Raw genomic sequence first — 21,654 nt, forward strand, 5'->3', positions numbered from 1 at the left:
GCACGTGAACCCTCAACCGCGTCGCACGCGGCCATTCACCAATGCGGTATAAGCGGCACGATGCCGATCGGCAATCGTGCGCCAGCTCGGTGCATGCGCGGTCGCGCGACGCGGCGCGTCGAACGGCGGCAAATCGGCGATGACGCGCGCCAGCGCATCCGGTTCGACGTCCGGCTCGACGAACCGGAGCCCACCGGTCCGCTTCAACCGGTCGACATCGATCAGACCGTCGAACTCGCCGGGATACTCGGGCGGTGTGCAGATGATCGCGGCGCCGAGTTCGAGCGAATACCAGAAGCTGCCGCGTCGCGACGACACGCCATCCTTGTAGAGATACAGGTGCGAGTCGCAAGCGGCGAGCAGATGCGCGAGCGTCGTCTCGTCCTCGACATAGCCCTGGTGGATCACGTGATCGAGCAGGTTTCGCGCACGCACGTCGGCCCAGAATTGCTTGCGCGCCGCGTCATGCCCGTCGGGGAAGTCGCCGCAGATCAGCAGCCGCGCATTCACGCCGGTCCGGATCGACGCAACCAGCGTATCGAGCAGTTTTACCGGTTGCTTCCAGTCGTAGATGAACCCGAAAAATCCCAGCAGCACACTCGGTTTGCCCGAAGTGTCGCCGAGCATCGCCTCGCGTTCACGCTGCACCCGGTTTCGATCGATCGGCGGCACCTTGACGTTGACGCCGATCGGAATCACCTCGATGCGCTGCCGTGCGCCGCGCAGCCGTCCGACGGTGCTGCGCAGATAGCTGTCGCGCTCGCGCTTCGACACGAAGATCAGCAGGTCGGACGAGAACGCGAGCGGCAAGATGCTCAGTTTCCGGAGCCAGTGCATGCTGTGCCATTCGTGGAACGTGGTCGCCACCGTGGTACGCGTCCACGGGAGTCCACGTTTCGCGACGGCACCGAGGAGGCCCGGAAACGGACTGCTCCCCCATCCTTCGTACGGATACTGCACATGGACGATCGACGCGTTCCGCGCCGCATCCGGCAGCGTGAACCAGCCCAATGTCGACGTCGGCTTGAACACGATCCGGGTAAAGTCGACGCGCACGCCGCCTCCGCGCCTCGACAGCTCGGTCGCGAGGCACTCGCCGTACTCGCCTACCGCGCACCGATCGGATGCCGCATCGTAACCGGCCAGCATGACGATGCGCACATCCCTGCCGTTCTGTTCGTGGTTCGTCACATTCATTCCTTTCCGCCGGAAGCCGGCAAAGTCCAACTTCATTTCACCGGTTAACCGAACCGCGTCGACATGGCACCCCGCCGTGCGCGGCGCTTTCCGAACACGGAGATCGCGAACCAGAACAGGATCAGCGTCGCGATCGTACGTATGCCGAACAGATACCAGAAATCTCCTTGCTGCAACCCGAGCATCAGCAACGCATACAGCTTCGCCGAGACGACGAGCAACAGCAGATTGGCGCCGCTCATCGCTGCCACGAGCGCGCGCACCATCACGGCCGCGAACATGCCCAGCAAGCATTCGATCAGCAGCGACGGCCAGAAGCCGAACAGGAAGTACAGATAGCCGGAGGTCCCCATCGTGAAAGTCACCCCGTTTTCGGTGTACGAGTTGTACAACGACGTATCGGCGAACTTGTACATCAGTTCGCGCACGCCGACGGGCGGCCATAGATTCACGTAGTCGTCGACCGACGCCGCGGTCAGGCTGCTGACATTGCGCCCGATCGATTCGGGTTTCGCTTCGTCGCGCCCGGCCTGGTCCGAGGCCACCGCATACCAGAGCTGCCCCTGCAGCACCGCGCGCGCGGCGACGGCTACGAACACGTCCTTTTGCTGGCTCGAGTAGGAAAGCGCGACCGCGCCAAGCCCGAAGACCGCGGCCATCAGCCCCACTCGCAGAAACTTCCCGACGAAATCGCTGCCCTCGCCTTCCGCAATCGTCCGGACGCCGAAGAACGACACGATCAGCGAGACCGTCGACATGAGCTGTTCGCCATGCAGCACGTTCACCAGCATGACCAGCAGCATGCCCAGGAACGCGAGGCGTCGGCCGAACCGGCGCGGCCCGGCTGCCAGAATGCCGAACAGGAACACGGCGATCAGCCGGTTGGCAAGAAAGAACGACAGCGGCGCATTGCCGGAATTGGCCCGGAACGAAAAGCGGTCCATCCCGCTGAACAGCGAAAAGCCGTATGCGAGCCCCGCCACGATGCCGATCGCGCAGATCGCGCAACCGATCGCGAACGCGAGCCGCGCTTGCATGCGCGTGAGCACGATACGGTCGGCGGACGGACTGGCGCGCCGCGCTTTCACTTTCAGTATCCACATCGCCCCCGCAAAGAAGGCGACGTCGTGCAGCAACAATCCGGACGATGCGCCGATGTCATGACCGAGCATGCCGATCTCGGACATCGTCGCGCCAAACTCGATCATCACGACGGACAACAACTCGCTCAGCTTCAGTACCGCGAACGGCACGAGCAGCAGCGCCGCACGACTGCTCGTGCGCAGGAACACGACCAGGAGCAGCACGTACACCGCGACCGTGAGCGGTGCCAACGCACGGCCAAGCTCTGCATAACTGAGCAACAGCAGCAGGATCGAGGACGCGACAACGACGCCGCCGAGCACCATATCGTTTCGGTTCATACTCGCTCCGCCAGCGGCGCATTCAATTCGACCGCGCGCAAATACAGTTCGACGTACCGCGCGGCGATCGCGTGCGGATCGAACAGGCGCTCGATCGGCTCGTGTTCCGCATCGTCGTTGCGTGACGCCCCCGTCACCCGGCGCTCGGCCACGACCTGCTCGAGCGCGTCGAACAATGCCTCTTCGCGGTCCGCGTCGAACACGCGGCAGTGCGACCGCCCCGTGACGAGTTCCGGCAGGCCGCCCCGGTTCGAGCAGACGACGGTCCGCCCGAATACCAGTGCTTCGGCAACGGTCCGGCCGAACGGCTCGTCCCATAGCGACGGCACGACGATGACGTCCGCGTCCCGGTACAGTCTCGCGGCATCGACGTGGCCGAGCAGGGTCACATCCGGGCCCGCATGCCGGGTCAGGTCCGCGACGAAGCCATCAGGGCCGCTCCCGGCGACCAGCAGCCGCACGTCGGGATGCCGCGCGCGCAGCAGGTTGAACGCCCGCAGCAACTCGCGCGCGCCCTTTTCCGGAACGAGCCGGCCGATGTAACCGAACACGATCGGCGCACCCGCATCGCGCGCGCGTGCTTTCGCGCCAGGCGGCAGCGCCGGCACGCTGTTGTAGACGACGGCGCCATTCCGGCGGCCGGCAAACCAGTTGTGTCGCAGATGCTCGGCAAGCACGTGGCGGCTGATTCCGACGACGGTCGACACATGGCTTGAGTCGATGCGCTTCCTCGTGCACAACACGCGGCAATCCGTGCATCGGCTTTCACAGCGCCGCCCCGCGCGATACAGCGAGCCGCGGCTGCACAGCAGCGCGTAATCGCGAATCGTGTGAACGATCGGCAGCTTGCGGCGCGCCAGCCATGCCCAGATCGCCGTCGAAAACCCGTGCACGTTGTTGGTATGCACGACGTCGGGCGCCACGTCCCGCACGATCGCCGACAGGCGCGCGATCATCACCGGATTGAACATCTCCAGCCCGTGCCACGCGGCGCGTGCAAGGACGCCCTTGTCGCGGCCGTCGAAAGGCCAGTAAACGTTGAACAGTCCGATCCGGTACACGTTCACGCCGTTGATCGACTCGACGCGCGACGTCCGCTTCCGCGCGATGCAGACGACCGATACCTCATGGCCCTGTGCCACCAGGCTTTCCGCGAGCAGCTGCACCGACACTTCGGCGCCGCCGGTCTTGTCCGGGTAATAGAGTGTGTTGACGATCAGGATTCTCACGCCACCTCCGAAACTCGAGTCGACCTGAGCGCGAGATAGCACGCGCCGTAGAACAGCAGCGTCGCCGCGACGACGGCGAGGGCCAGCTCGACCAGCGTCGATACGGTACCGATCCACAGCAGCAGGGCCGCCATCGGAATCGCGCAGAACAGCACGCGCACGCAGCCGGCCGTCACGATCGGAATGTCGATGAACCGCCGACCGCTCGTCGCCGATGCGATCAGCGCCACCGTGTAGCCGATCAGCGACGACAACGACGCGCCGACCGCGCCGTATTGCCGTGTCAGCATGAAATGCGCAGCCACGCACACCGCCGCGCCAAGTGCGTTCGGAAACAGGCTGAGCTCGGTCCGCCGCGCGAGACTGAACGCGATGTCGAAGTGTCCGTTCTTGAGGCCGAAGACGATCGCCGACAACGCAGCGATCGACAGCACGTTCGCCGTCGCGCCGGCGTAGCGCGCGCCGAACAGCACGTGGATGATCGATGCCGACTGGCACAGAAACACCACGACGAGCGGCGTCGCGAGCAGGCAATAGAACAGCAGGTTGCGCTCGAGGCCGCCGCGCACCGCCGCGCGGTCCTCGCTCTCGTGCGCACGCACGATCAGCGGATACGACGCCAGATTGATCGACATCAGCACGACGCCGAGCGACTGCATCGCGATGTCCGCGCCGGCCGCATACTGTCCGACCGCGCCCGCACCAGCCACCTTGCCGAGAAAGAACCGGTCGAAGCCGCTCAGGAAGAAATTGAATGCGAATGCAGGCGTCAGCGGCAGACCGTAGCGAACCAGTTCGCGACAGATGTCCTGGGTCGGCTTGCTCAGGTCGAAGCGTTGCCAGAACCGCATGCAGACGGCAGCGGTCACGAGCAGCGCGACGAACGTCGATTCGAGCAACGCGTCGCTCGAACGCCGCCAGGCGAGCATCGCCACGCCCAGCCCGAAGATCAGCCCCGCACGCAACAGCATGACGGCGCCGTACACCTTCGGCTCGAGATTCGCACGCTTCAGCTCCAGCGACAGCTCGATCCACGCGATCAGCACGGTCACCGGGATCGCGAGTACGTAGTCCATCCGGTAGAACGCGTCGCCCGACACATGGAGGGCGATGGCAGCACCCAGGATCACGCACGCCGACAGCCATCCGAAACAACGCAGCACCGAGCGGATAACGACTTCGGGCGCCTCCCGATAGGCCGGGTAGAAGCGCAGCAGCGACAGGCGCAGCCACTGGAACAACACGACGTTGCCGGTCGTCGCGGCAACGATCAGCAACGAGTACGGTCCGTACTCCTGTGGTCCGAGCATGCGCGCAAACGCGATCACGGACGCGAAGCTGACAAGCGCCGGACCGCCGCGCGCGAGCAGATACCAGAAGGTGTGCCCGGACAGGCTCGGGCGCTTTTCCGTTTGGCTCAATGTGGCCATCAGTAGGTGGATCCTCGAGAGTCAGCGGGTGCGCAATCGCACTTCGGACGGGAAGTCACGCGAGCAGGATGAAGACGGGACGACGTGCGTGCGGCAGAACGCCCACATCGCCGGAAAGATCTGCAGCATGTCGGTGTCCCGATCGGCCAGGCTGAGCGACCATTCGTTCGACTCGTCGTGCAATGCGGCCGCGCCGCCGCGCGGCACCATGATCCACGCGAGCGCGCCCACGACGTTCACGTGTTGCTCGCGCGCCTGCACGACGCCCTGCAGCACGCTGTCGACCGTGTCGTCCTGCACGGCAGGATCGAGCTGACCGAGATCGCGCCGATAGCGGGTCGGCAGCACGCCGTTCGGCGCACCGAATTCGCTGATCAGGATCGGCTTGCCCTGCGCCCAGCGCCGCACGCGCTGCAGATACGCGACCACCGCGGCCGGCACACGATCGGCCGGTCGCGCGTAGAGCCCATAGGTTCGATGGCCGGCCAGCGCTTCGTCGTACAGGTGTACCGAGACGATGTCGACGATGTCCGCCAGCGGCGCGCCGTCGTCCGGATAGTTCGCAACGTACGCGGCCTGCGACGCCTCGGGGTCCGCGCGCCGGCGCTTCCAGCCGCCGACCGTGATCAACACGCCGGGATACCGCGCGCGGACGAAAGCCGCCAGTGTCCGAAACTGCGCGAGCCGGTCGGCATCCAGTTCCCGCTCGTTGTCGAGATCGATCACGACCTTGCAGCCCGTCGGCACGAGTCCGTCCAGGATCCGTCCGACCTTGTCACGGTAGGCAAGCGTCCGTGCGCGCACGCGCGCCTGCGGATCCGATACCGCATCGACCTGTCTGGACTCCGCACGGCTCAGACCGACGACCGGAATGATCGTGAAGCCGCTGCGCTTCGCCTGCTCGCCTACCTGCCGCCAGTCGGACGAACTGTAAGACGTGCCGCGCTGGCCCGGCGCCCATTCCGCGAACGAGGTCACGCGAAACGCGTTGAACCCGGCCAGCCGCGCGAGCCCGAACGCATCGCCGCGGTCGGTCGACAGTTGCAGCGGATCGCCCGGCAGCAACTGCGCGATATCGACGTTGGCACCCCACATGCCGTCGTCGCGCGCCGCGGCCGCCGCATGCGGATTCAGCACCGTCATGCAGAACGACAGCATGATCAGTTGCCCGATTCTGAACACCCACTTGCGTACGTTCATCGCGCCTCGCCTTTGCCGAGAAGTATCTCCAGGTCCAGATGCGTGGCCACGGCACTTTCGGATACGGTCGCATACGACACCGAGTCGTCGTACAGCGACGTCCATTGCCGAAACTTCGACTCGACCCGGAATCGCGCCGTCGCGATGCGGGTCGCCGCATCGGCCATCGATTCGCGCAATGCCCGGTCGCGACTCAGCCGGTCCACGCATTCGGTCATCTCGTCGAGCGACGACGCGATGAAGCCGGTCGTGCCGTGCACGACGATATCGCGATTGCCGATCACATTCGTGACGACGGCCGGGATGCCGGCGACCTGCGCCTCGATCACCGCGAGCGGCATGCCCTCCCAGCGCGACGTCTGCACGTACAGGTCCAAGCCCGCCATCGCCGTCAGCGCCTCGCTGCGCGGCACCCAGCCCGTACAGCGCACCGTGGCGCCCTGGCCCGCCGCACCGGCTTCGCCGCCGATCCAGACGAACTCGAGCTCCGGCCGTGCCAGCCGGGCGGCAATCGCAAGAAACCACTCGTGATTCTTCTGGTACGACGCGCGGCCCATCATGCCCACGACCGTGCGGTCATCGTCCCGAAGCGTGCGCCGCGGCACATGGTCGGTTTCCACGCCGTTCTCGATCAGCCGCGCATTCCGCGCGCGCACCCGTCGCCTGAGTTCGTCGAGTTCGCCGAGCGAGCAGGCGACGACGGTGCCGCCCAGGCTGTCCGCGAGCTTTTCGAACGTCAGGTACAGTCGCTGCTGCCAGCGCGGTACGTCACTGCGCAGGAACGAGAGTCCGTGCGGGGAATAGATCACCCGCGCGTGCCCCGACCCGAGACGTGCCGCCACGCGCCCGAGCACGCCGGCTTTCGACGAGTGCAGATGCACGACGTCGGGCCGTTCCGAACGCAACCATTGCGCGAGCCGCACCACGCCGACGAGGTCGTGCAGCGGCCGCACCGCTCGATGCATCCGGATCCGGACCAGCCGCACCGCCGGGTCGAACAACGCGCGGACGTTCTCCGGCGTTTCGTCCCGTTCGGAATACACGACGACGACGTCGTATCCCGCCGCGACGCTCCGGTTACACAGGTCGACGAGAAACGACAGCACGCCGCCGCCGAACGCTTCCGTGACGTGGACGATTTTGCTCTTCATGGCGCCCTCGACTCGAAACGTCGTTGATCCTGATTCGTGCGGATAACGTGCCCGGCCACATCCCGTTCACACCGCCGTCGTTGTGCCGCGCGGGGTGTCATGCCGTCTCCGATTCCACATATTCGTAGGCCGAGTAGCGGTACACGCCGTACTTCGCGCCGTAACCGTACTTCCCGAGATGCGCTTTCAGGCCGTTGAACACGACGCCCTTCGGGACGGTGCCCGCCTGCGCGAGCCGCTTCGACGATTCGCGAATTTCAGCGACGTTCGTCATGCCCGCCTTGGCGACGAGGAACACCGCACCGGCGTGTTGCGCAAGCACGCCGGTATCGGCCGTCGCAAGCACCGGCGGGGTGTCGATCACCACGACGTCGTAGTCGCGGCTGAACTCGGCGAGCAACGCCGGCAGGCGCGTCGTCAGCAGCAGCTCGTTCGGATTGGGCGGCAGCGTACCGGTTGCGATGAAGTCGAGATTCGGCAGCACCTGCGAATGCCGGACGTCACCGATCTGCCGCTGGCCGGCGAGCAGTTCCGAGAAGCCGGACTCGCGATCGATGCCGAAGTAGTAGTGCAGATGGCCCTTGCGCATGTCCGCATCGATCAGCAACACCTTGCTCCCCGCGTTTGCCAGCACCGCCGCGAGGTTCGACGACACGAACGACTTGCCGACACCGGGCGTCGGCCCGGAGATGACGACCACGTTCGACACGGCGTCGAGCATCGCGAACTGCATCGCGGTCCGCAAACTGCGCAGGCTTTCGACCGACGGATCGCGCGGCTCGACGTTCGACAGCACCAGCGTGTCCGACTTGTTGGTGCGCAGCTTGCGTTGCAGCGCCGTCTGACGCGCGCTGTGCGGCACGACCGAATACACGCTCAGCCCGGTCCGTTGCTCGAGTTCGTCCGGATTGGTGACGCCGCCGAACATCGTCGAACGCAGGAACGCGCAGCCGCCGCCCAGGGACAAGCCCAGCACCAGCGATACCGCGAGGTCGATCCACGCCTTCGGCTTGACGGGCTCGTCGGGCACGACCGCCGTGTCGACGAGTCGCACGGTGCCGACCTTGCCCGCCTTCAAGAGCTTGAGCTGCTGGACGTTGTTGAGCATCGCGACATAGAGCCCCTGACTCACCTGTACGTCGCGCGTCAGGCGCAGAATGCTCTGTTCGACCATCGGTCGGCTGCGGATCTTCGTATCCAGCGCGCCGAGCTGGCTGTTCAGCGACTGGATCTGGTCGTTCAGCGCGACCATTGCCGGATGTGACGGCCCGAACCTCGACATCAACTCCTCGCGCCGCTGCTTCAGCCCGATCAGCTGCGTGTCGATGTCGACCGACTGCTGCAGCATCAGCCCGGCCTCGTCGCCGAGGTTGACGGTCCCGAGCTTGTTGCGCATCGCGTTGAAGCGGTCTTCGGCCAGCTCGAGATCGCGCTTCATCACCGGCAGCTGACTGTTCAGGAATGCGATCGAACGTTCCGCTTCCTCGGACTTGCGCCCGATGTTTTGCTGCACGTATTCCCGTCCGACCGCGTTCATCACCTCGGATACCAGCGCCGGATCCTTGTTCTGCCAGACGACGCTGATCACGCCCGATTGCTTGCCGAGCTCGGTGATCTTCATCCGGTCCTGCAGATCGTCGATCGTCTGCAGCCGCGAGTAGCGAATCACGTCGAATGCGGCGCCCGGGCGACCCGTGATCCCGCGAACCTGCAGTCGAGCGGGGCCGTCGACCGTCGAAAACGACAGCAACTCGCCGATCCGCCCGATCACGGGCTGCGCGAGATCCGCGCCGGACAACCGATAGCGGTTCTGGTCGAGCAGCGTGATCCGGAACTTGTCGGCCTCGTCGTCGGTCGGTACATCGAACGTGTCGATCTCGATCGACTCGCTGCCCCAGCAAAAGCCGCCCCACCCGAACAGGCCGGGTTCGGACAGGCCCTTGTTGAACGCCGCGATGCGGCGGCCGATCAGCGGCACGTAATGCGGCTTTGCATAGATGAACAGCCGCGTACTGTCGACCGCACGCGTGACGACGAGGCGCGACCGGATCAACTCGATTTCCGCGTCCGCCGTCGACTTCACGTCGAACAACGACGACACGCTGCCAAGCAGGCTGTTCGCCGCGGAATCGATGCTGTTTTCAACCTGGATCAGCAGATTTCCCTCGTATACCCGCGGCCGCAGCAGCGCGTACAGGCCACCGAGGGCGAGGCAGACCGCCGTCACGAGCGCGATCATCCTGCGGTTCTCGAGGAAGATATCGAGGAGCGCCCCCAGCTCGGCCCCGTCGTCCGGCGACGGGTCGCCGCCGGGCAGTTGCGGTACACGGTTCACAGCTTCGAGTTTCATTTAGAGAGTTTCCATTTTCGAGATCCAGGCGTTCAGGCCGACGTCGATCCGCTCGAGTGCATGCTCAAATGCTCGACTGCCCTTGCGATAGGGATCGTCGATGTCGATGTCGACGAATTCGCCCACACGAAACACCTTGCCGCGGACATGCGGAAGCCAGCCCTGGATCGTGGTCTTCTGCTTGCGGTCCATCGTCAGGATCAGGTCGGCGTGAAGGCATTGCCAGCTCACCAGCTGGCGCGCGCGGTGCGCGCTGATATCGATGCCGCGCGACTGCAGCAGACCGATTGCGCACATGTCGGCTTCGTGACCGATCACCGCGGACAACCCGGCGGACGCGACGGTCTTGTCAGGCCGTCGGGCGCGCAGGATGCCCTCCGCCATCGGGCTGCGGCAGATGTTGCCGGCGCAGACGACCAGAATCGAATCGATCATGGCGATCAGCGCGCCAGGTTGTAGACGACGCCCGAGCCCGTCAGGATCTGGCTGACGACCCGGTTCAGGCGCGCGAAGCCGGTCGCGTCGACGAACACGACGTCCTTCGGTTTGAGCTGGAACTGCTCGGCCAGCGCAAGCGCTACGGGTGAACGCGCGTCGAGCTGGAATACCGACGTGGTCGCGCGATCCTGACCCGCGCGGATCACGAAGACCGACTTCGCATCGCTGGTCGCGACGCTGACCCCGCCCGCCTCGCCGAGCGCTTCGTTCAGGCTCAACCGGGAATCGTGCATCGTCAGCGACACCGGCTTCGTCACCTCGCCCACGACGAACACCTTCGATTCATCGCGCGACACGACTTTGACGGCGTCGCCGTCGTGCAGCAGGATCTGCGACGGGCTCAGCCCGGCCGCCAGCAGTTGCGGAATGCCCAGCCGATACTGCACGCCGTCGCGGTTCAGCAGAATGTTGCTCGCGTCGCCGGACGGCACGATGCCGCCAGCCTGGCTCAGCGCCTCCGTCAGCGTCATCGGCACGTCCGTGATCGGCTTCACGCCCGCATCACGCACTTCGCCGTCGATATAGACGCGCTTGCTGCGGAAATCGATCACGCGCAGCGTGAGCTGCGGGCGCGAAATGTACGGCACCAGTGCCGCGGACAGCCGCTTCTGCGCATCGCCGACGGTCATGCCCACGACGCGGAAGCGCCCCACGTACGGAAACTGGATGTAGCCATCGCTGTCGACGACGTAACCCGGTATCGTCTGTTGCGGCAGGCCCGTCGGCGTTGCACCGGCATTCGCGCTGACGAGCGAATAGCTCAGGCTCGGCAGCACGAGCTCGGGATGGTCCCAGACGATGACCGACAGCACGTCCGACGGACCGATCCGGTACGCATCCGGCCGGCCGACCAGCTTCTCGAGCGCCACGCGGTGCGTGTCGGCCGAGTGCTCCCGCCCCTGCGTATCGATCAGCGCGCTCGTGATCGGCAGGACCGGGACACCTGGCTGCGTGTCCGCATGTGCATTCGGCACATCGTTGAACGACATCCCCGGCGCGATCGTGCAGGCGCTCAGGCACGACGCAATGGAAAGCACCGATACAACACGTAATAGACTCATTTTTTTGCCTCGACTGGACTAGTTCAGGCCGCCGGACACGGATGACTGCAGCGGTGCGGCGAGCGAGCCGCCGGACGGGAGCAGCGACGCCCCCGGATTGAATGACTGGGGCATGCCCATCGCGCCGGTCGCGCCCATCGCCCCCATCGCGCCAGAGAGGCCCGACGCGCCGGCAAAACCGGGCATCCCCGAGAAGCCGGCGGCGCCGGACGAACCGGGCGCGCGTCCGAGCGCGAAGCCCGCGACCGGGTTGCCGGCCGCGCTCGTGTCGAGATCGCCTGACATGCCGCCCGAATCGCTCGTCGTGACGGTGCCGGCGAGCGTCCCGGGCCCCGCGCTGCCCCACGCTTTCTCCAGGTCGGTGACCTGGCGCGTTTCGTAGCTGCGCGAGACCTTCACGCCCAACCGCATGCGATGCGTGCGTGAATCGACGATCGGCCGGATCACCGACGGCACCGTCGTGGTGGCCGCGTTGTCGAGCATCGGCGCGCCGGTCGCGAGCGCGTCGCGTGACAGGAACTGCGCATGGCTCCCCGGCGCGACCGATAGCGTCAGCAATGCGACGCTCATCCTGACTGCGTTCATGCCTGTTTCACCCCGATTACATGTTGTTGTGTATGGAGCCGGCGCTCGCCGGCCCTTGAAACTGCCGATTCAATACGCGTTGCGGTTGACGAAGCCGTTCACGATCGTCGCGACGACGATCCGCATGTCCAGCCCGAACGACCAGTTGCGCAGGTAATAGAGGTCGTACTCGACGCGCTTCTGCATCTTCTCGAGACGATCGGTTTCGCCGCGATAGCCGTTCACCTGCGCCCACCCGGTGATGCCGGGCTTGATGCGATAGCGATGGATGTAGCCGTCGACGACCTTCTGGTAAAGACGGTCGTGTTCGATCGCGTGAGGCCGCGGCCCGACGACCGACATGTCGCCGCACAGCACGTTCAGGAACTGCGGCAGTTCGTCGAGGCTCGTGCGCCGGAGGAAACGTCCGACGCGCGTAATTCGGGCATCGGTCTTCGTGGCCTGCGTCACCACGCCCGCCGCTTCGACGTGCACGCGCATCGTGCGGAATTTGAGGATCTTGAATTCGCGCCCGTCGGCCCCCTTGCGGAACTGCTTGAAGAACACGGGCCCGGACGACGACAGCTTCACTGCGAGCGCGATCGCCACCATCAGGGGCAGCAGTGCCAGGAGCGCCAGTGCGGCGAACAGGCGATCGAATATTTCCTTCTGAAGCATCGCGTGGTGCGGCAGCGGCGACGCAACGAGGTTGATTGCAGGCGCACCGACCAGATCGATCATCGCGCCATCGAACAGCGCAACGCTGCGCACGTCCGGAATGAAGCGGATATTCACCAGCTCGTCGCCGAATGCGTTGACGAAGCGCAGGATCGTCGCCTCCTCCGACAACGGCAACGCGAGCCAGATCTCCTGGACGCCGCTCTCGCGCACGTGGGCGGCAAAGCGGTCGAAATCGGTGAACGTCGGCACGCCAGAATGCGTGGTCTCGACCACCGGACGCAGGTCGAGGACCGCGGCCGAGCGGAAGCCGCTCGCGGAAGATTCATCGAGTTTGCGCACGACGTGATGGCAATGCTGTCCGTAGCCGACCACCGCGACGCTGCGCAGGTTCAGGCCGACGCGTCGCACGCCGCGCAGTGCGAGGTGCGTGGCGACGCGCGATGCGATCAGCGCGCCGCCCGTGATCGCGGTCCAGTAGACGAACCAGAGCCGCGAAATGACGTCCGCGCGATGCAGCGAAAACATCAGGATGATTCCGCAGGCCTGTACGACCAGCCACGCCAGCGAGATCTTCCCGATCAGCCGCAGCATCGAACGGCCCCGCCATGACTCGTACACGCCGAAAGCCGGAAACAGCACGAGCGAGAACGCAATGCCGAACGTGACGACCGCGCTGTCGAAATGATTGCCCGTGACCTGCAGGAAGCGGAACTGCGAAGCCACGAGCGAACCCGCGATGATGAGCCCGACGTCGAGCAGTCGTGCCAGTATTCCTTGTAGCCCGATCATTTTTCCGTCCTCCATCTCAATTCATGACACACGCAGTCCTGACGTTTCAGCGACGCCCGTAGGTGTCGTCGAACCGGACGATGTCGTCTTCGCCCAGATACGAGCCCGATTGCACTTCGATGATCTCGAGCGGCAACTTGCCGGGGTTCTCGAGCCGGTGCGTGATGCCAAGCGGAATGAACGTCGACTGGTTCTCGCTGAGCATGAATTGCTCGTCGCCGCGGGTCACGAGCGCAGTCCCGCTGACGACGATCCAGTGTTCGGCGCGGTGGTGATGCAACTGCAGCGACAGGCGTCCGCCCGGCTGAACGACGATGCGCTTGACCTGGAAACGATCGCCATGGTCGATCGAGTCGTAATATCCCCATGGGCGCCGCACCTTCCGATGCGTATCGGCCTCCGGCGCCTGCTGCGCACGGATCCGGTTGACGAGCCCCTTCACGTCCTGCACACGCGATCGATCCGCGACCAGCACCGCGTCGTCGGTTTCGACGACGATCACGTTGGTCACACCCACACAGGCGACCAGCCGTCCCTCCGAATGGGCGAAGCTCGACGTCGCGCTTTCGAACACGACCTTGCCGCGCCCGACGTTGCCGTCGGCGTCCTTGTCGAGTGCTTCCCATACGGCGTCCCACGACCCGAGATCGGACCAGCCCGCATCGAGCGGCACGACCACGCCTTCAGCGAGATCGGCCCGGGAAGTCAGCCGTTCCATCACCGCGTAATCGATCGAATCCGACGGCGATGCGCGGAATGCATCCGCGTGAGGCCGAAAGAACGGACCGTCTTCCGCGCCGTTCTGATATGCCGCGACGCAAGCCGCGTGCATGTCGGGACGCAACGCGCGCAACGTATCGAGCCAGACACTCGCTCGGACGACGAAAATTCCGCTGTTCCACCAGTACGCGCCGGACGCGAGGTATTGCTCGGCCAGCTCGGCCGCGGGCTTTTCGACGAAGCGCTCGATACGGCGCGCGTCCACGTCGAGTGCATCGCCCAGCCTGATGTATCCGAATCCGGTGTCGGGCCGCGTCGGCGGTATGCCGAGCGTGACGACGGCGCCGCGCTCCGCATGTTCGATCGCAAGCCGCAATGCACGATGGAACGCACCGGTATCGGCAATCGCGTGGTCCGCCGGCATCGCGACGACGATTGCGTCCTCGCCGTCGGCAAACGCGGCGGCAACGGCCAGCGTCAGTGCAGGGGCCGTGTCGCGTCGGACCGGCTCCACCACGATGCGTGCGTCGATCCCGCTCGAACGCAGCTGCTCGGCGGTCACGAACCGATGCTCGTCGCCGCACACGACGATCGGCGCGGCCAACGTGTTCCGCCCCGACGCAAATCCCTTCATGCGCTGAACGGTCTCCTGCAGCAGCGAATCGGCACCGAGCACGCCGATCAGCTGCTTCGGGTACTGCTCCCGCGACATCGGCCACAGGCGCGATCCCGATCCACCCGCCAGCACAACGGGGGCGACACGAACGCGCGACTCGACGACGGATTCGGGATCCCCTGCGGCAGACTCATTGTCGTGACACATCGTTTCGATCGGCTCGTCTATCATTTGGACTCCTATTCGTCAGATCGACTCAAACGTTCTTGCCAGGTACTGCCCGATCGTCCCGGCGCCGAATCCCGGCTACGATTCCTCTACCGCCGCCTTCGCCCTCGCACGCATCCGGTATTCGGATGGCGTCGCGTTCAGGCGCTTGCGAAAAATCTTCGCCAGCCGATCCCCGTTGACCCATCCGCATCGCCGCGCGATCGTGTCGATCGGCAAATCCGTCTCGCCCAGCAATTGCATCGTTCGCATCAGCCGAAGCTCCCGAAGAAACTCCGACGGTGTCTTGCCGATTTCCTGCTTGAAGCAGCGCAGGAAATTCCGTTCACTCATCCCCGCGACGCGTACTGCGTCGCTGATCGATATCGCCCGCTCGCAGTTCTGCTGCAACCAGCGTGCCGACGCCCGCGTGCGTTCCGCTGCCGTCGCCTCGCCCATGTCCGGCAAGTGCCCGTTCTGGTCGGCATCGCCCGTCAACGCCAGACGCATCGCGATGTTGCTTGCGGCGTCGCCGCCGAGATCGCGCTCGACCAGGGACAACGCCGCTCTTGCCGCCGCCCCCCGATCATCCACACCCGATACCGCTTCGATCGCGATGCCCGTACTCCGCTTCACGCGCGCCGCATCGAGCAGCATCCGGCCTTCACCGATCGTCCGCACGATGCCGGTTTGCGGCACGACGATTCGCAACCACTCGATCACCCGCGCATCGCGTGCCGCACGCCGTGCCCCGTCTCCGCCGGCAACGAACAGTGCATCGAACGCTCGCGCCGAACCCGCATCGCATGCATGCGTCCACACGCTGATGGCCGACGACCACGCGACGCTGCCGCCTTGCGACGAATAGAAGCGCACGTCGTACAACGGCAGATCGTGCGAGCGTGGCGCATGAAGATCGTTCGCCATCTCGAACACCTCGGTCACTACCCCTGCTGCGAGCAGCGAGAATCCATCGAACACGACCACGCCGATGTCCCGACTCTCACGCCCGCCCCTTCCTGTATCGGCTACCCGCTTATCGAGACTCGTATGCCTCATGGAATGCTCTCGGACGTTACCTCGTATCGCCATCTCTCTTTCTTCATGAGCATTTCTGCCCGTTGCGTCGCATCATACTCAGCTAGCCGAGTGGCGAAATATGGCTGGCTGATTCGAACTAGTTGTCGTCGGATTAGCCTGCGGGATTTCCCGAGTCGGCGTTTTTTCCGGCGCTTGCGCGCGCTGTTCACGCCATCGCGCGACCCACGCGACAGACCAAAAAAACGCTCATCTTCATTGCATGCGGATGACATGGACGCAGAAGCTCGCGCCTGTCGTAGCGCCCCGGCATGTGCGTTTCTGCGTGCGATTCATCGAATCGGCGGCATGACCGATGCGACACCGGAGGACGCGGCAACCGCAGCGTCAGTGGCATCGGACATGAAGCGATCGACCGGGATTCGTTCCACGGTCCGGCCAATGCAGGTTGCATGCGTGACTAGCATCGATCCGCCAGCCTGTCGGCCGGCGAAGCACGACGGCGACGCAACGCAGCAAATAGAAGGAAATCGTTGCCGGCGGGATGCAGACTACGCCCGCGCGCGGGCACGTAAAGGATGCCTACGTAACACGCGTGCGCACGGCGCCGTTACGACAACGCAGCGCTCGCGATGAACGAGGCGATCCCCAGCGGCACCGCCACGATCGCGAGCAACGCCATCCGTTTCAATCTCCTGGCGCGCGCCGCCTCCCTCGGCCCGCGCGCACGATGCGACTGGAGCTCGAGCAGCAGAAGCCGCTGGTTATGTCGTGCGCCTGCCCACAGGGCCGAAACAACGCTGGTGATGGCGTAAATGACGATCCACACGAGGCAAATCATCGACAGCATCAGAAAGACCGTGCTCATGTCCGTCGCGCTCCGTTGTCAGCGACATCGGCCGTCAGGGGACGACCTGTTCGATTTCGCTAGCGTATTGCAATGCAGCATGACGAGCAGGACAACATTGCCGCCGAATCCGCCACGTCTATCACCGATTATTTCCTGAAGAGATTCAACGGATCTTCGAGGCACCGTTCGTTGCGACGGCATGGTGACGGATGGATGCGTCCGTTCCTTTGATATGGACTACGGAGCAATCAAGAATGAATCGACATCGTGCGACTCACATGAAATAAAAAGGCCTGCGCGCATGGCTGCGCGCAGGCAAGGTTCCGAGGAGGTCGGGGGTGTCACTGCTCCTCGAAAAGCCAGTCAGGAGATTAGCGCCCCGTGAGGCGTCGTTGCACCGACATGGCGGACGCGACCACGATCATGGCTGATTGGACGTGCTTCGTTGAAACATGAATGCGGGAAGCACGCGATCACGCGGGTGGATCGGCATCGACCGAATGCTTTGATGTTTTCGTCAATGGACGCAATGCAACGCGTACGGGGAAACCGCACAAGGTCCAGCATCTTTCCGACGGCAATTGCGGCGGCCAGCCGGACACGCCGCGCCATTACCCGGCACCGGACTGCAAGCGCAGGGGTAGCGGCACGTGGACGATGTCGGCCAGGGGCCATGACATCGTGCCGCACCGGCCAACCCGGCAATTCCACTACGAGATCGAGCCATTCATCCAGGTCGATACGTCCGCGACCGACCCATCGTCCGGCAGTGTGTCCATGCGCTTGCGTGCGGCCGCCCGATATTCGGTCGGTGACATCGACAGGTGCTGGCGAAACAGCTTCGCGAGCCGGTCGCCGCTGCCCAGGCCGGTGCGCCGCGCGACCTTGTCGGCCGGCAGATCCGTCTCGACGAGCATGCAGCACGCCTTCTCGAGTCGAACGCGCAGCACGAATTCGGTCGGCGTCACGCCGATTTCGTTCTTGAAACGCCGGAGGAAATTCCGCTCGCTCATGGCCGCGGCCTGCGCCGCGTCCGCAATCGAAATACGGTTCGCGCTGTTGACACGCAGATGATGCGTGGCCGCGCGAATCAGTTCGCTCGCTCGTGCTTCACGCGGTCCGAACGCGGCGCCCGTCAGTTTTCCTGTCGAGCCCGGCATCAGGTTGGTGACGATTTCCTGCGCGATCTCGTACCCCATGTCGTGCGCGACGATCGACAGCGCGGTCGACAACATGCCTTCGTCGACGTCGGTCGAGTCGGACCGCGCGTTTGCGCCCGACGCGGCACCCACCATGCACGACGTCAACGGCGCCGCCCCCAGCCCCTTCTGATGCAGCCGGATGCTCGTCAGAAGCTTGCAGCCGCCGCTCGCCCCCTTGACCACGCTCGCGCGTCGATGTGCGTTATGCAGCCACGCCACCAGGCTGGTGTCGTGATCGGTTGCCGTTTCCTCTCCACCGAGCACGAACATCGCATGGATCACGCTTGTATCCGGCATGCGCGGTGCCTCTGTCCAGATCTGCACCCCCGAGGACGAGCGGACCGGGCCGCCATGTGCGGAATACAGATGCAGTTCGTAACGATCGGCGAATGCGGACCTGGCACGGCTCAGCTGATTCGCGTATTCGAACACCGCCGCCAGCTTGCCCATTTGCATAACGGAAAATCCGTCGAGCAGCAGCACGATGACGCTTTCTCGCTCACGGCCGATGCCTATCCCTCGACCACGGCCCACGTTCAACCCCGTTTTCGATATGTTCGACATTGATTGCATCATCGCTGCCTTTTGACGATTTTTTACATTTTCTGCGGCGCATCATATTCGTCTAAATTGCGCTTTAAGTTGTCGGCGTCTGATTTCGCCTTGCTGTTGACGGAATCAATCAAGAGCGCGGTCCGGCACTAATTTCGAGAATTCGGGGCGAGATTGCACGATCGGCCAGATTGTCTGCTGCAGAGCATTGATTTGCATCGCTGATTGCCTTACGGCACGTTACCTCGGTGTATCGCATTCAGCGCAAGCACGATATATGCCGACCTCCGCATCTTAAGGACATGCCGGAATTTGTCATTCGATATTGACCGACAGGTCACGGCTTTCGCATACACATCGGCAAGACACGACATTCGGGCAGGGGCACGGGTGAACGCCGCATAAAACCCTGCTGAAAACAAGCGTTGCTTTACAGTGGAGGCAATGTCAAACGTTTGCGCGTATATCGCGACATCGTTTTCCGCGCTGCCTTTTTGTTTTCCATAAGGCGCAGAATTGTCTGATTTATATCAATGCGTCGTACTCTTTTTTCTGGCAAGAGAATAACGGATGCCCGCGCAATAGCGTCCACATCGACTAGCCTGCAGTGGCCGCCGAGGTTATTCCCGTGTCACACCGGGCAATATTGCGTAAAAAAGACCATCCAACAGACCGACAAGGCAGGCGGGTACCAGATGGCGGCGTTGCGCCGATGGCCAAACTTCCCTTGCCGAGAAACAACCTCTTGACGCTTCACAACTAGCCGTTCGAGTGAAATGGAATCGTTCAGCGAGAACAGTTGAATGACCTCTGATCAGGTATCGAACGTGCGGCCACATGAGTCTCGCATCGTCTCACCGGCATCTTTTCGATGACCTCTCTCAAGATGTCGTACGAGTGATCAACCTCCTGTCGCGCATTTCATCGCGATATACAAACGAATAGCCCGCCTTCCCGATAGCCGAAAATCGCCATCCCATGTTATTGCCGCCCCGACCGGAGACGACAACGCGCGATTCGTCCCACGCGAGCTGCGAGCCAATCGCGCCGTCCGCACGAGCATCATCCATGCCGGCCTTTTTTCCGATCGGCGCGCCCCGCATGGCGATGCATGCCCATACATAAGAAGGATTTCAAATGCTGGATTTCGACCAGGAATCCGGTCCAGGGGAATAGCGCCATTGCGACTCGACAGCGCTGACAGCCACGCGCCCGCCACACAATTCTTGACTGTGCCCACCCCGCCGACCTGTTAGGATGCCGGCTTCTTGGCCTGGACCGCAGGCACGGACCCTCGATCGTCCCCTTTTTTGGCGCCGCCGACCGACCCGGCCATCACCCCGGTCGACACAGCGCGCCGAACGGCCCCCTGCCCCGTCAAACCCGCAACACCCCGGCGCCGGCCCACCCGGCCCGTTGCAGCAACCGTTGGAGTGGCGCACGTTGCGCCAGCAAGCATGAAGAAACTGAAGCAGCACATCCGTACCCTGCGCGAGAAGGACAGTACGCCCGCGGTACGCGCCGGCGCGCTGCTGCTGATGGCCGGCCTGCTGTACCTGCTGTGGCCGTCCGCCGAGGTCGCGCGCCTCGCGCTGGAATCCGTCGTGCGCTGACGCACGGCCCGCCGCTGCGCTATACTTGCGCGATGGAAACCCAACCTGCCTCGCTGAACCTGCATCGCTGGTGGCGCGCCTGACCCAGGCGGCCCGTTTCCTTTTGCATGTCCCGAACGTGATGCCGCCAGCCTTGGCGGCATTGTCGTTTCTGCGCGATCGTCATGGCTGGTGGCTTCGATAACCCGGAGCCAACCCATACCATGACGCACCCGACCCGACCGACCATCCTCACCGGCGACCGCACGACCGGCCCGCTGCATCTCGGCCACTACATCGGCTCGCTGCGCGCACGCGTGCAGATGCAGCACGAAGCGACGCAGTTCCTGCTGCTCGCCGACACGCAGGCGCTCACCGACAACATGGGCCGCCGCCAGCGCGTGACCGAGAACGTGATCGAAGTCGCGCTCGACTACCTCGCCGTCGGCATCGACCCGGCGATCTCGACGATCGTCGTCCAGTCGCAGGTGCCCGAACTCGCCGAGTTGTCGCAATACCTGCTGAACCTCGTGACGGTCGCGCGCCTCGAGCGCAATCCGACCATCAAGGAAGAGATCCGCCTGCGCGGCTTCGAGCGCGACATCCCCGCGGGCTTTCTCACCTACCCGGTCAGCCAGGCGGCCGACATCACCGCATTCAAGGCAACGCACGTGCCCGTCGGCGACGACCAGTTGCCGATGATCGAGCAGACCAACGAACTCGTGCGCCGCTTCAACGCGACCGTCGACAAGCCGGTGCTGGTCGAATGCGAGGCCGTGCTGTCGGCGGTCACGCGACTGCCGGGCATCGACGGCAAGGCGAAGATGAGCAAGTCGCTCGGCAACGCGATCACGCTCGGCTCGACGCCCGACGAGATCGCGCAAGCCGTGAAGGACATGTACACGGACCCGAACCACCTGCGCGTGAGCGATCCGGGCCAGGTCGAGGGCAACGTCGTGTTCACGTTCCTCGATGCGTTCGAGCCGGACGTGCCGAAGGTCAACGAGCTGAAGGCGCACTATCGCCGCGGTGGTCTCGGCGACAGCGTCGTGAAACGCGCGCTCAACGAACGGCTGCAGGCGCTGATCGAGCCGATTCGCGCACGCCGCCGCGAATTCGAGGCGGACAAGGCGGAGGTGATGGCAATCCTGAAGCGCGGCACGATGCATGCGCGCGAGGTGGCGGGGGCAACGCTGGCGGAAGTGAAGGGCGCGATGGGGCTCACGTATTTCGATTGAGTGGGGAGGGTGACGCGCGTCGCCGTCTCGCGACGCGCGCTTCCGAAACGGGCGTCGGGGCGAGA

The 21,654-nt window shown here is 64.3% G+C and carries 17 protein-coding genes; 3 read left to right on the forward strand and 14 right to left on the reverse strand.

The window, feature by feature from the left end; all coding sequences use genetic code 11:
* Positions 1 to 1,241 precede the first annotated feature (1,241 nt).
* The 14 genes from BX604_RS39765 to BX604_RS26570 form a co-directional block, all read right to left on the reverse strand.
* Positions 1,242 to 2,621, reverse strand: coding sequence for a DUF6418 domain-containing protein (locus BX604_RS39765; protein WP_098553742.1), 1,380 nt, complete (start codon positions 2,619 to 2,621; stop codon positions 1,242 to 1,244).
* Positions 2,618 to 3,850 (reverse strand): glycosyltransferase family 4 protein, encoded by a 1,233-nt coding sequence (locus BX604_RS26510; protein WP_179894887.1) that lies wholly within the window; start codon positions 3,848 to 3,850, stop codon positions 2,618 to 2,620. Before BX604_RS26510 ends, BX604_RS39765 begins: the two co-directional genes overlap by 4 nt.
* Positions 3,847 to 5,280 (reverse strand): lipopolysaccharide biosynthesis protein, encoded by a 1,434-nt coding sequence (locus tag BX604_RS26515; RefSeq protein ID WP_098553744.1) that lies wholly within the window; start codon positions 5,278 to 5,280, stop codon positions 3,847 to 3,849. Before BX604_RS26515 ends, BX604_RS26510 begins: the two co-directional genes overlap by 4 nt.
* A 21-nt stretch (positions 5,281 to 5,301) precedes the next feature.
* Positions 5,302 to 6,480 (reverse strand): hypothetical protein, encoded by a 1,179-nt coding sequence (locus BX604_RS26520; protein ID WP_098553745.1) that lies wholly within the window; start codon positions 6,478 to 6,480, stop codon positions 5,302 to 5,304.
* Positions 6,477 to 7,631, reverse strand: a complete 1,155-nt coding sequence (locus BX604_RS26525) for a glycosyltransferase (RefSeq protein WP_098553746.1) — start codon at positions 7,629 to 7,631, stop codon at positions 6,477 to 6,479. Before BX604_RS26525 ends, BX604_RS26520 begins: the two co-directional genes overlap by 4 nt.
* Positions 7,632 to 7,728: 97 nt before the next feature.
* The gene (locus BX604_RS26530) at positions 7,729 to 9,981 is read right to left on the reverse strand and encodes a polysaccharide biosynthesis tyrosine autokinase (protein WP_098553747.1); all 2,253 of its coding nucleotides are present in this window, start codon (positions 9,979 to 9,981) and stop codon (positions 7,729 to 7,731) included.
* Complete coding sequence (locus BX604_RS26535) at positions 9,982 to 10,416, reverse strand: low molecular weight protein-tyrosine-phosphatase (protein WP_306668241.1); 435 nt, start codon at positions 10,414 to 10,416, stop codon at positions 9,982 to 9,984.
* A 5-nt stretch (positions 10,417 to 10,421) separates the two neighbouring features.
* Positions 10,422 to 11,540, reverse strand: coding sequence for a polysaccharide biosynthesis/export family protein (locus BX604_RS26540; protein WP_098553748.1), 1,119 nt, complete (start codon positions 11,538 to 11,540; stop codon positions 10,422 to 10,424).
* 18 nt (positions 11,541 to 11,558) lie between these two features.
* Positions 11,559 to 12,125, reverse strand: coding sequence for a hypothetical protein (locus BX604_RS26545; protein ID WP_143748124.1), 567 nt, complete (start codon positions 12,123 to 12,125; stop codon positions 11,559 to 11,561).
* A gap of 69 nt (positions 12,126 to 12,194) precedes the next feature.
* Positions 12,195 to 13,574 carry an undecaprenyl-phosphate glucose phosphotransferase gene (locus BX604_RS26550; RefSeq protein ID WP_098553750.1) on the reverse strand — a complete coding sequence of 460 codons (1,380 nt, stop codon included), beginning with the start codon at positions 13,572 to 13,574 and terminating at the stop codon, positions 12,195 to 12,197.
* A 46-nt stretch (positions 13,575 to 13,620) separates the two neighbouring features.
* On the reverse strand, positions 13,621 to 15,117 hold the full coding sequence (locus BX604_RS26555; RefSeq protein WP_098554068.1) for a mannose-1-phosphate guanylyltransferase/mannose-6-phosphate isomerase: 1,497 nt from the start codon (positions 15,115 to 15,117) through the stop codon (positions 13,621 to 13,623).
* Between the two features lie 99 nt (positions 15,118 to 15,216).
* The gene (locus BX604_RS39770; RefSeq protein WP_257146432.1) at positions 15,217 to 15,774 is read right to left on the reverse strand and encodes a helix-turn-helix domain-containing protein; all 558 of its coding nucleotides are present in this window, start codon (positions 15,772 to 15,774) and stop codon (positions 15,217 to 15,219) included.
* Between the two features lie 991 nt (positions 15,775 to 16,765).
* Positions 16,766 to 17,023, reverse strand: a complete 258-nt coding sequence (locus BX604_RS26565) for a hypothetical protein (RefSeq protein WP_098553752.1) — start codon at positions 17,021 to 17,023, stop codon at positions 16,766 to 16,768.
* 692 nt (positions 17,024 to 17,715) lie between these two features.
* A complete protein-coding gene (locus tag BX604_RS26570; protein ID WP_373562439.1) occupies positions 17,716 to 18,663 on the reverse strand; it encodes a helix-turn-helix domain-containing protein in 948 nt (315 codons plus the stop codon).
* Here BX604_RS26570 and BX604_RS39775 point away from each other — a divergent pair.
* The 3 genes from BX604_RS39775 (at position 18,574) to trpS (ending at position 21,589) form a co-directional block, all read left to right on the forward strand.
* A complete protein-coding gene (locus BX604_RS39775; RefSeq protein ID WP_257146434.1) occupies positions 18,574 to 18,774 on the forward strand; it encodes a hypothetical protein in 201 nt (66 codons plus the stop codon). The two genes, BX604_RS26570 and BX604_RS39775, sit on opposite strands and share 90 nt — an antisense overlap.
* A gap of 1,442 nt (positions 18,775 to 20,216) precedes the next feature.
* Positions 20,217 to 20,372 (forward strand): hypothetical protein, encoded by a 156-nt coding sequence (locus BX604_RS39125; RefSeq protein WP_175782470.1) that lies wholly within the window; start codon positions 20,217 to 20,219, stop codon positions 20,370 to 20,372.
* 203 nt (positions 20,373 to 20,575) lie between these two features.
* Positions 20,576 to 21,589, forward strand: a complete 1,014-nt coding sequence (gene trpS, locus BX604_RS26580) for a tryptophan--tRNA ligase (protein ID WP_098553754.1) — start codon at positions 20,576 to 20,578, stop codon at positions 21,587 to 21,589.
* Positions 21,590 to 21,654 lie beyond the last annotated feature (65 nt).

Source organism: Burkholderia sp. JKS000303 (assembly GCF_002563755.1).
Taxonomy (GTDB): Bacteria; Pseudomonadota; Gammaproteobacteria; order Burkholderiales; family Burkholderiaceae; genus Burkholderia; species Burkholderia anthina_B.

What these genes read in the sequence shown, in the direction of transcription:
- BX604_RS26525 (WP_098553746.1), bottom strand. Translation starts at nt 7,631, where the DNA reads ATGAAGAGCAAAATCGTCCACGTCACGGAAGCGTTCGGCGGCGGCGTG.
- BX604_RS26515 (WP_098553744.1), bottom strand. Translation starts at nt 5,280, where the DNA reads ATGGCCACATTGAGCCAAACGGAAAAGCGCCCGAGCCTGTCCGGGCAC.
- BX604_RS26570 (WP_373562439.1), bottom strand. Translation starts at nt 18,663, where the DNA reads ATGCAAATGGGCAAGCTGGCGGCGGTGTTCGAATACGCGAATCAGCTG.
- trpS (WP_098553754.1), top strand. Translation starts at nt 20,576, where the DNA reads ATGACGCACCCGACCCGACCGACCATCCTCACCGGCGACCGCACGACC.
- BX604_RS39765 (WP_098553742.1), bottom strand. Translation starts at nt 2,621, where the DNA reads ATGAACCGAAACGATATGGTGCTCGGCGGCGTCGTTGTCGCGTCCTCG.
- BX604_RS26555 (WP_098554068.1), bottom strand. Translation starts at nt 15,117, where the DNA reads ATGTGTCACGACAATGAGTCTGCCGCAGGGGATCCCGAATCCGTCGTC.
- BX604_RS39775 (WP_257146434.1), top strand. Translation starts at nt 18,574, where the DNA reads ATGCAGTTCGTAACGATCGGCGAATGCGGACCTGGCACGGCTCAGCTG.
- BX604_RS26545 (WP_143748124.1), bottom strand. Translation starts at nt 12,125, where the DNA reads ATGAACGCAGTCAGGATGAGCGTCGCATTGCTGACGCTATCGGTCGCG.
- BX604_RS26520 (WP_098553745.1), bottom strand. Translation starts at nt 6,480, where the DNA reads ATGAACGTACGCAAGTGGGTGTTCAGAATCGGGCAACTGATCATGCTG.
- BX604_RS39770 (WP_257146432.1), bottom strand. Translation starts at nt 15,774, where the DNA reads ATGCTGCTCGATGCGGCGCGCGTGAAGCGGAGTACGGGCATCGCGATC.
- BX604_RS39125 (WP_175782470.1), top strand. Translation starts at nt 20,217, where the DNA reads ATGAAGAAACTGAAGCAGCACATCCGTACCCTGCGCGAGAAGGACAGT.
- BX604_RS26530 (WP_098553747.1), bottom strand. Translation starts at nt 9,981, where the DNA reads ATGAAACTCGAAGCTGTGAACCGTGTACCGCAACTGCCCGGCGGCGAC.
- BX604_RS26535 (WP_306668241.1), bottom strand. Translation starts at nt 10,416, where the DNA reads ATGATCGATTCGATTCTGGTCGTCTGCGCCGGCAACATCTGCCGCAGC.
- BX604_RS26550 (WP_098553750.1), bottom strand. Translation starts at nt 13,574, where the DNA reads ATGATCGGGCTACAAGGAATACTGGCACGACTGCTCGACGTCGGGCTC.
- BX604_RS26565 (WP_098553752.1), bottom strand. Translation starts at nt 17,023, where the DNA reads ATGAGCACGGTCTTTCTGATGCTGTCGATGATTTGCCTCGTGTGGATC.
- BX604_RS26540 (WP_098553748.1), bottom strand. Translation starts at nt 11,540, where the DNA reads ATGAGTCTATTACGTGTTGTATCGGTGCTTTCCATTGCGTCGTGCCTG.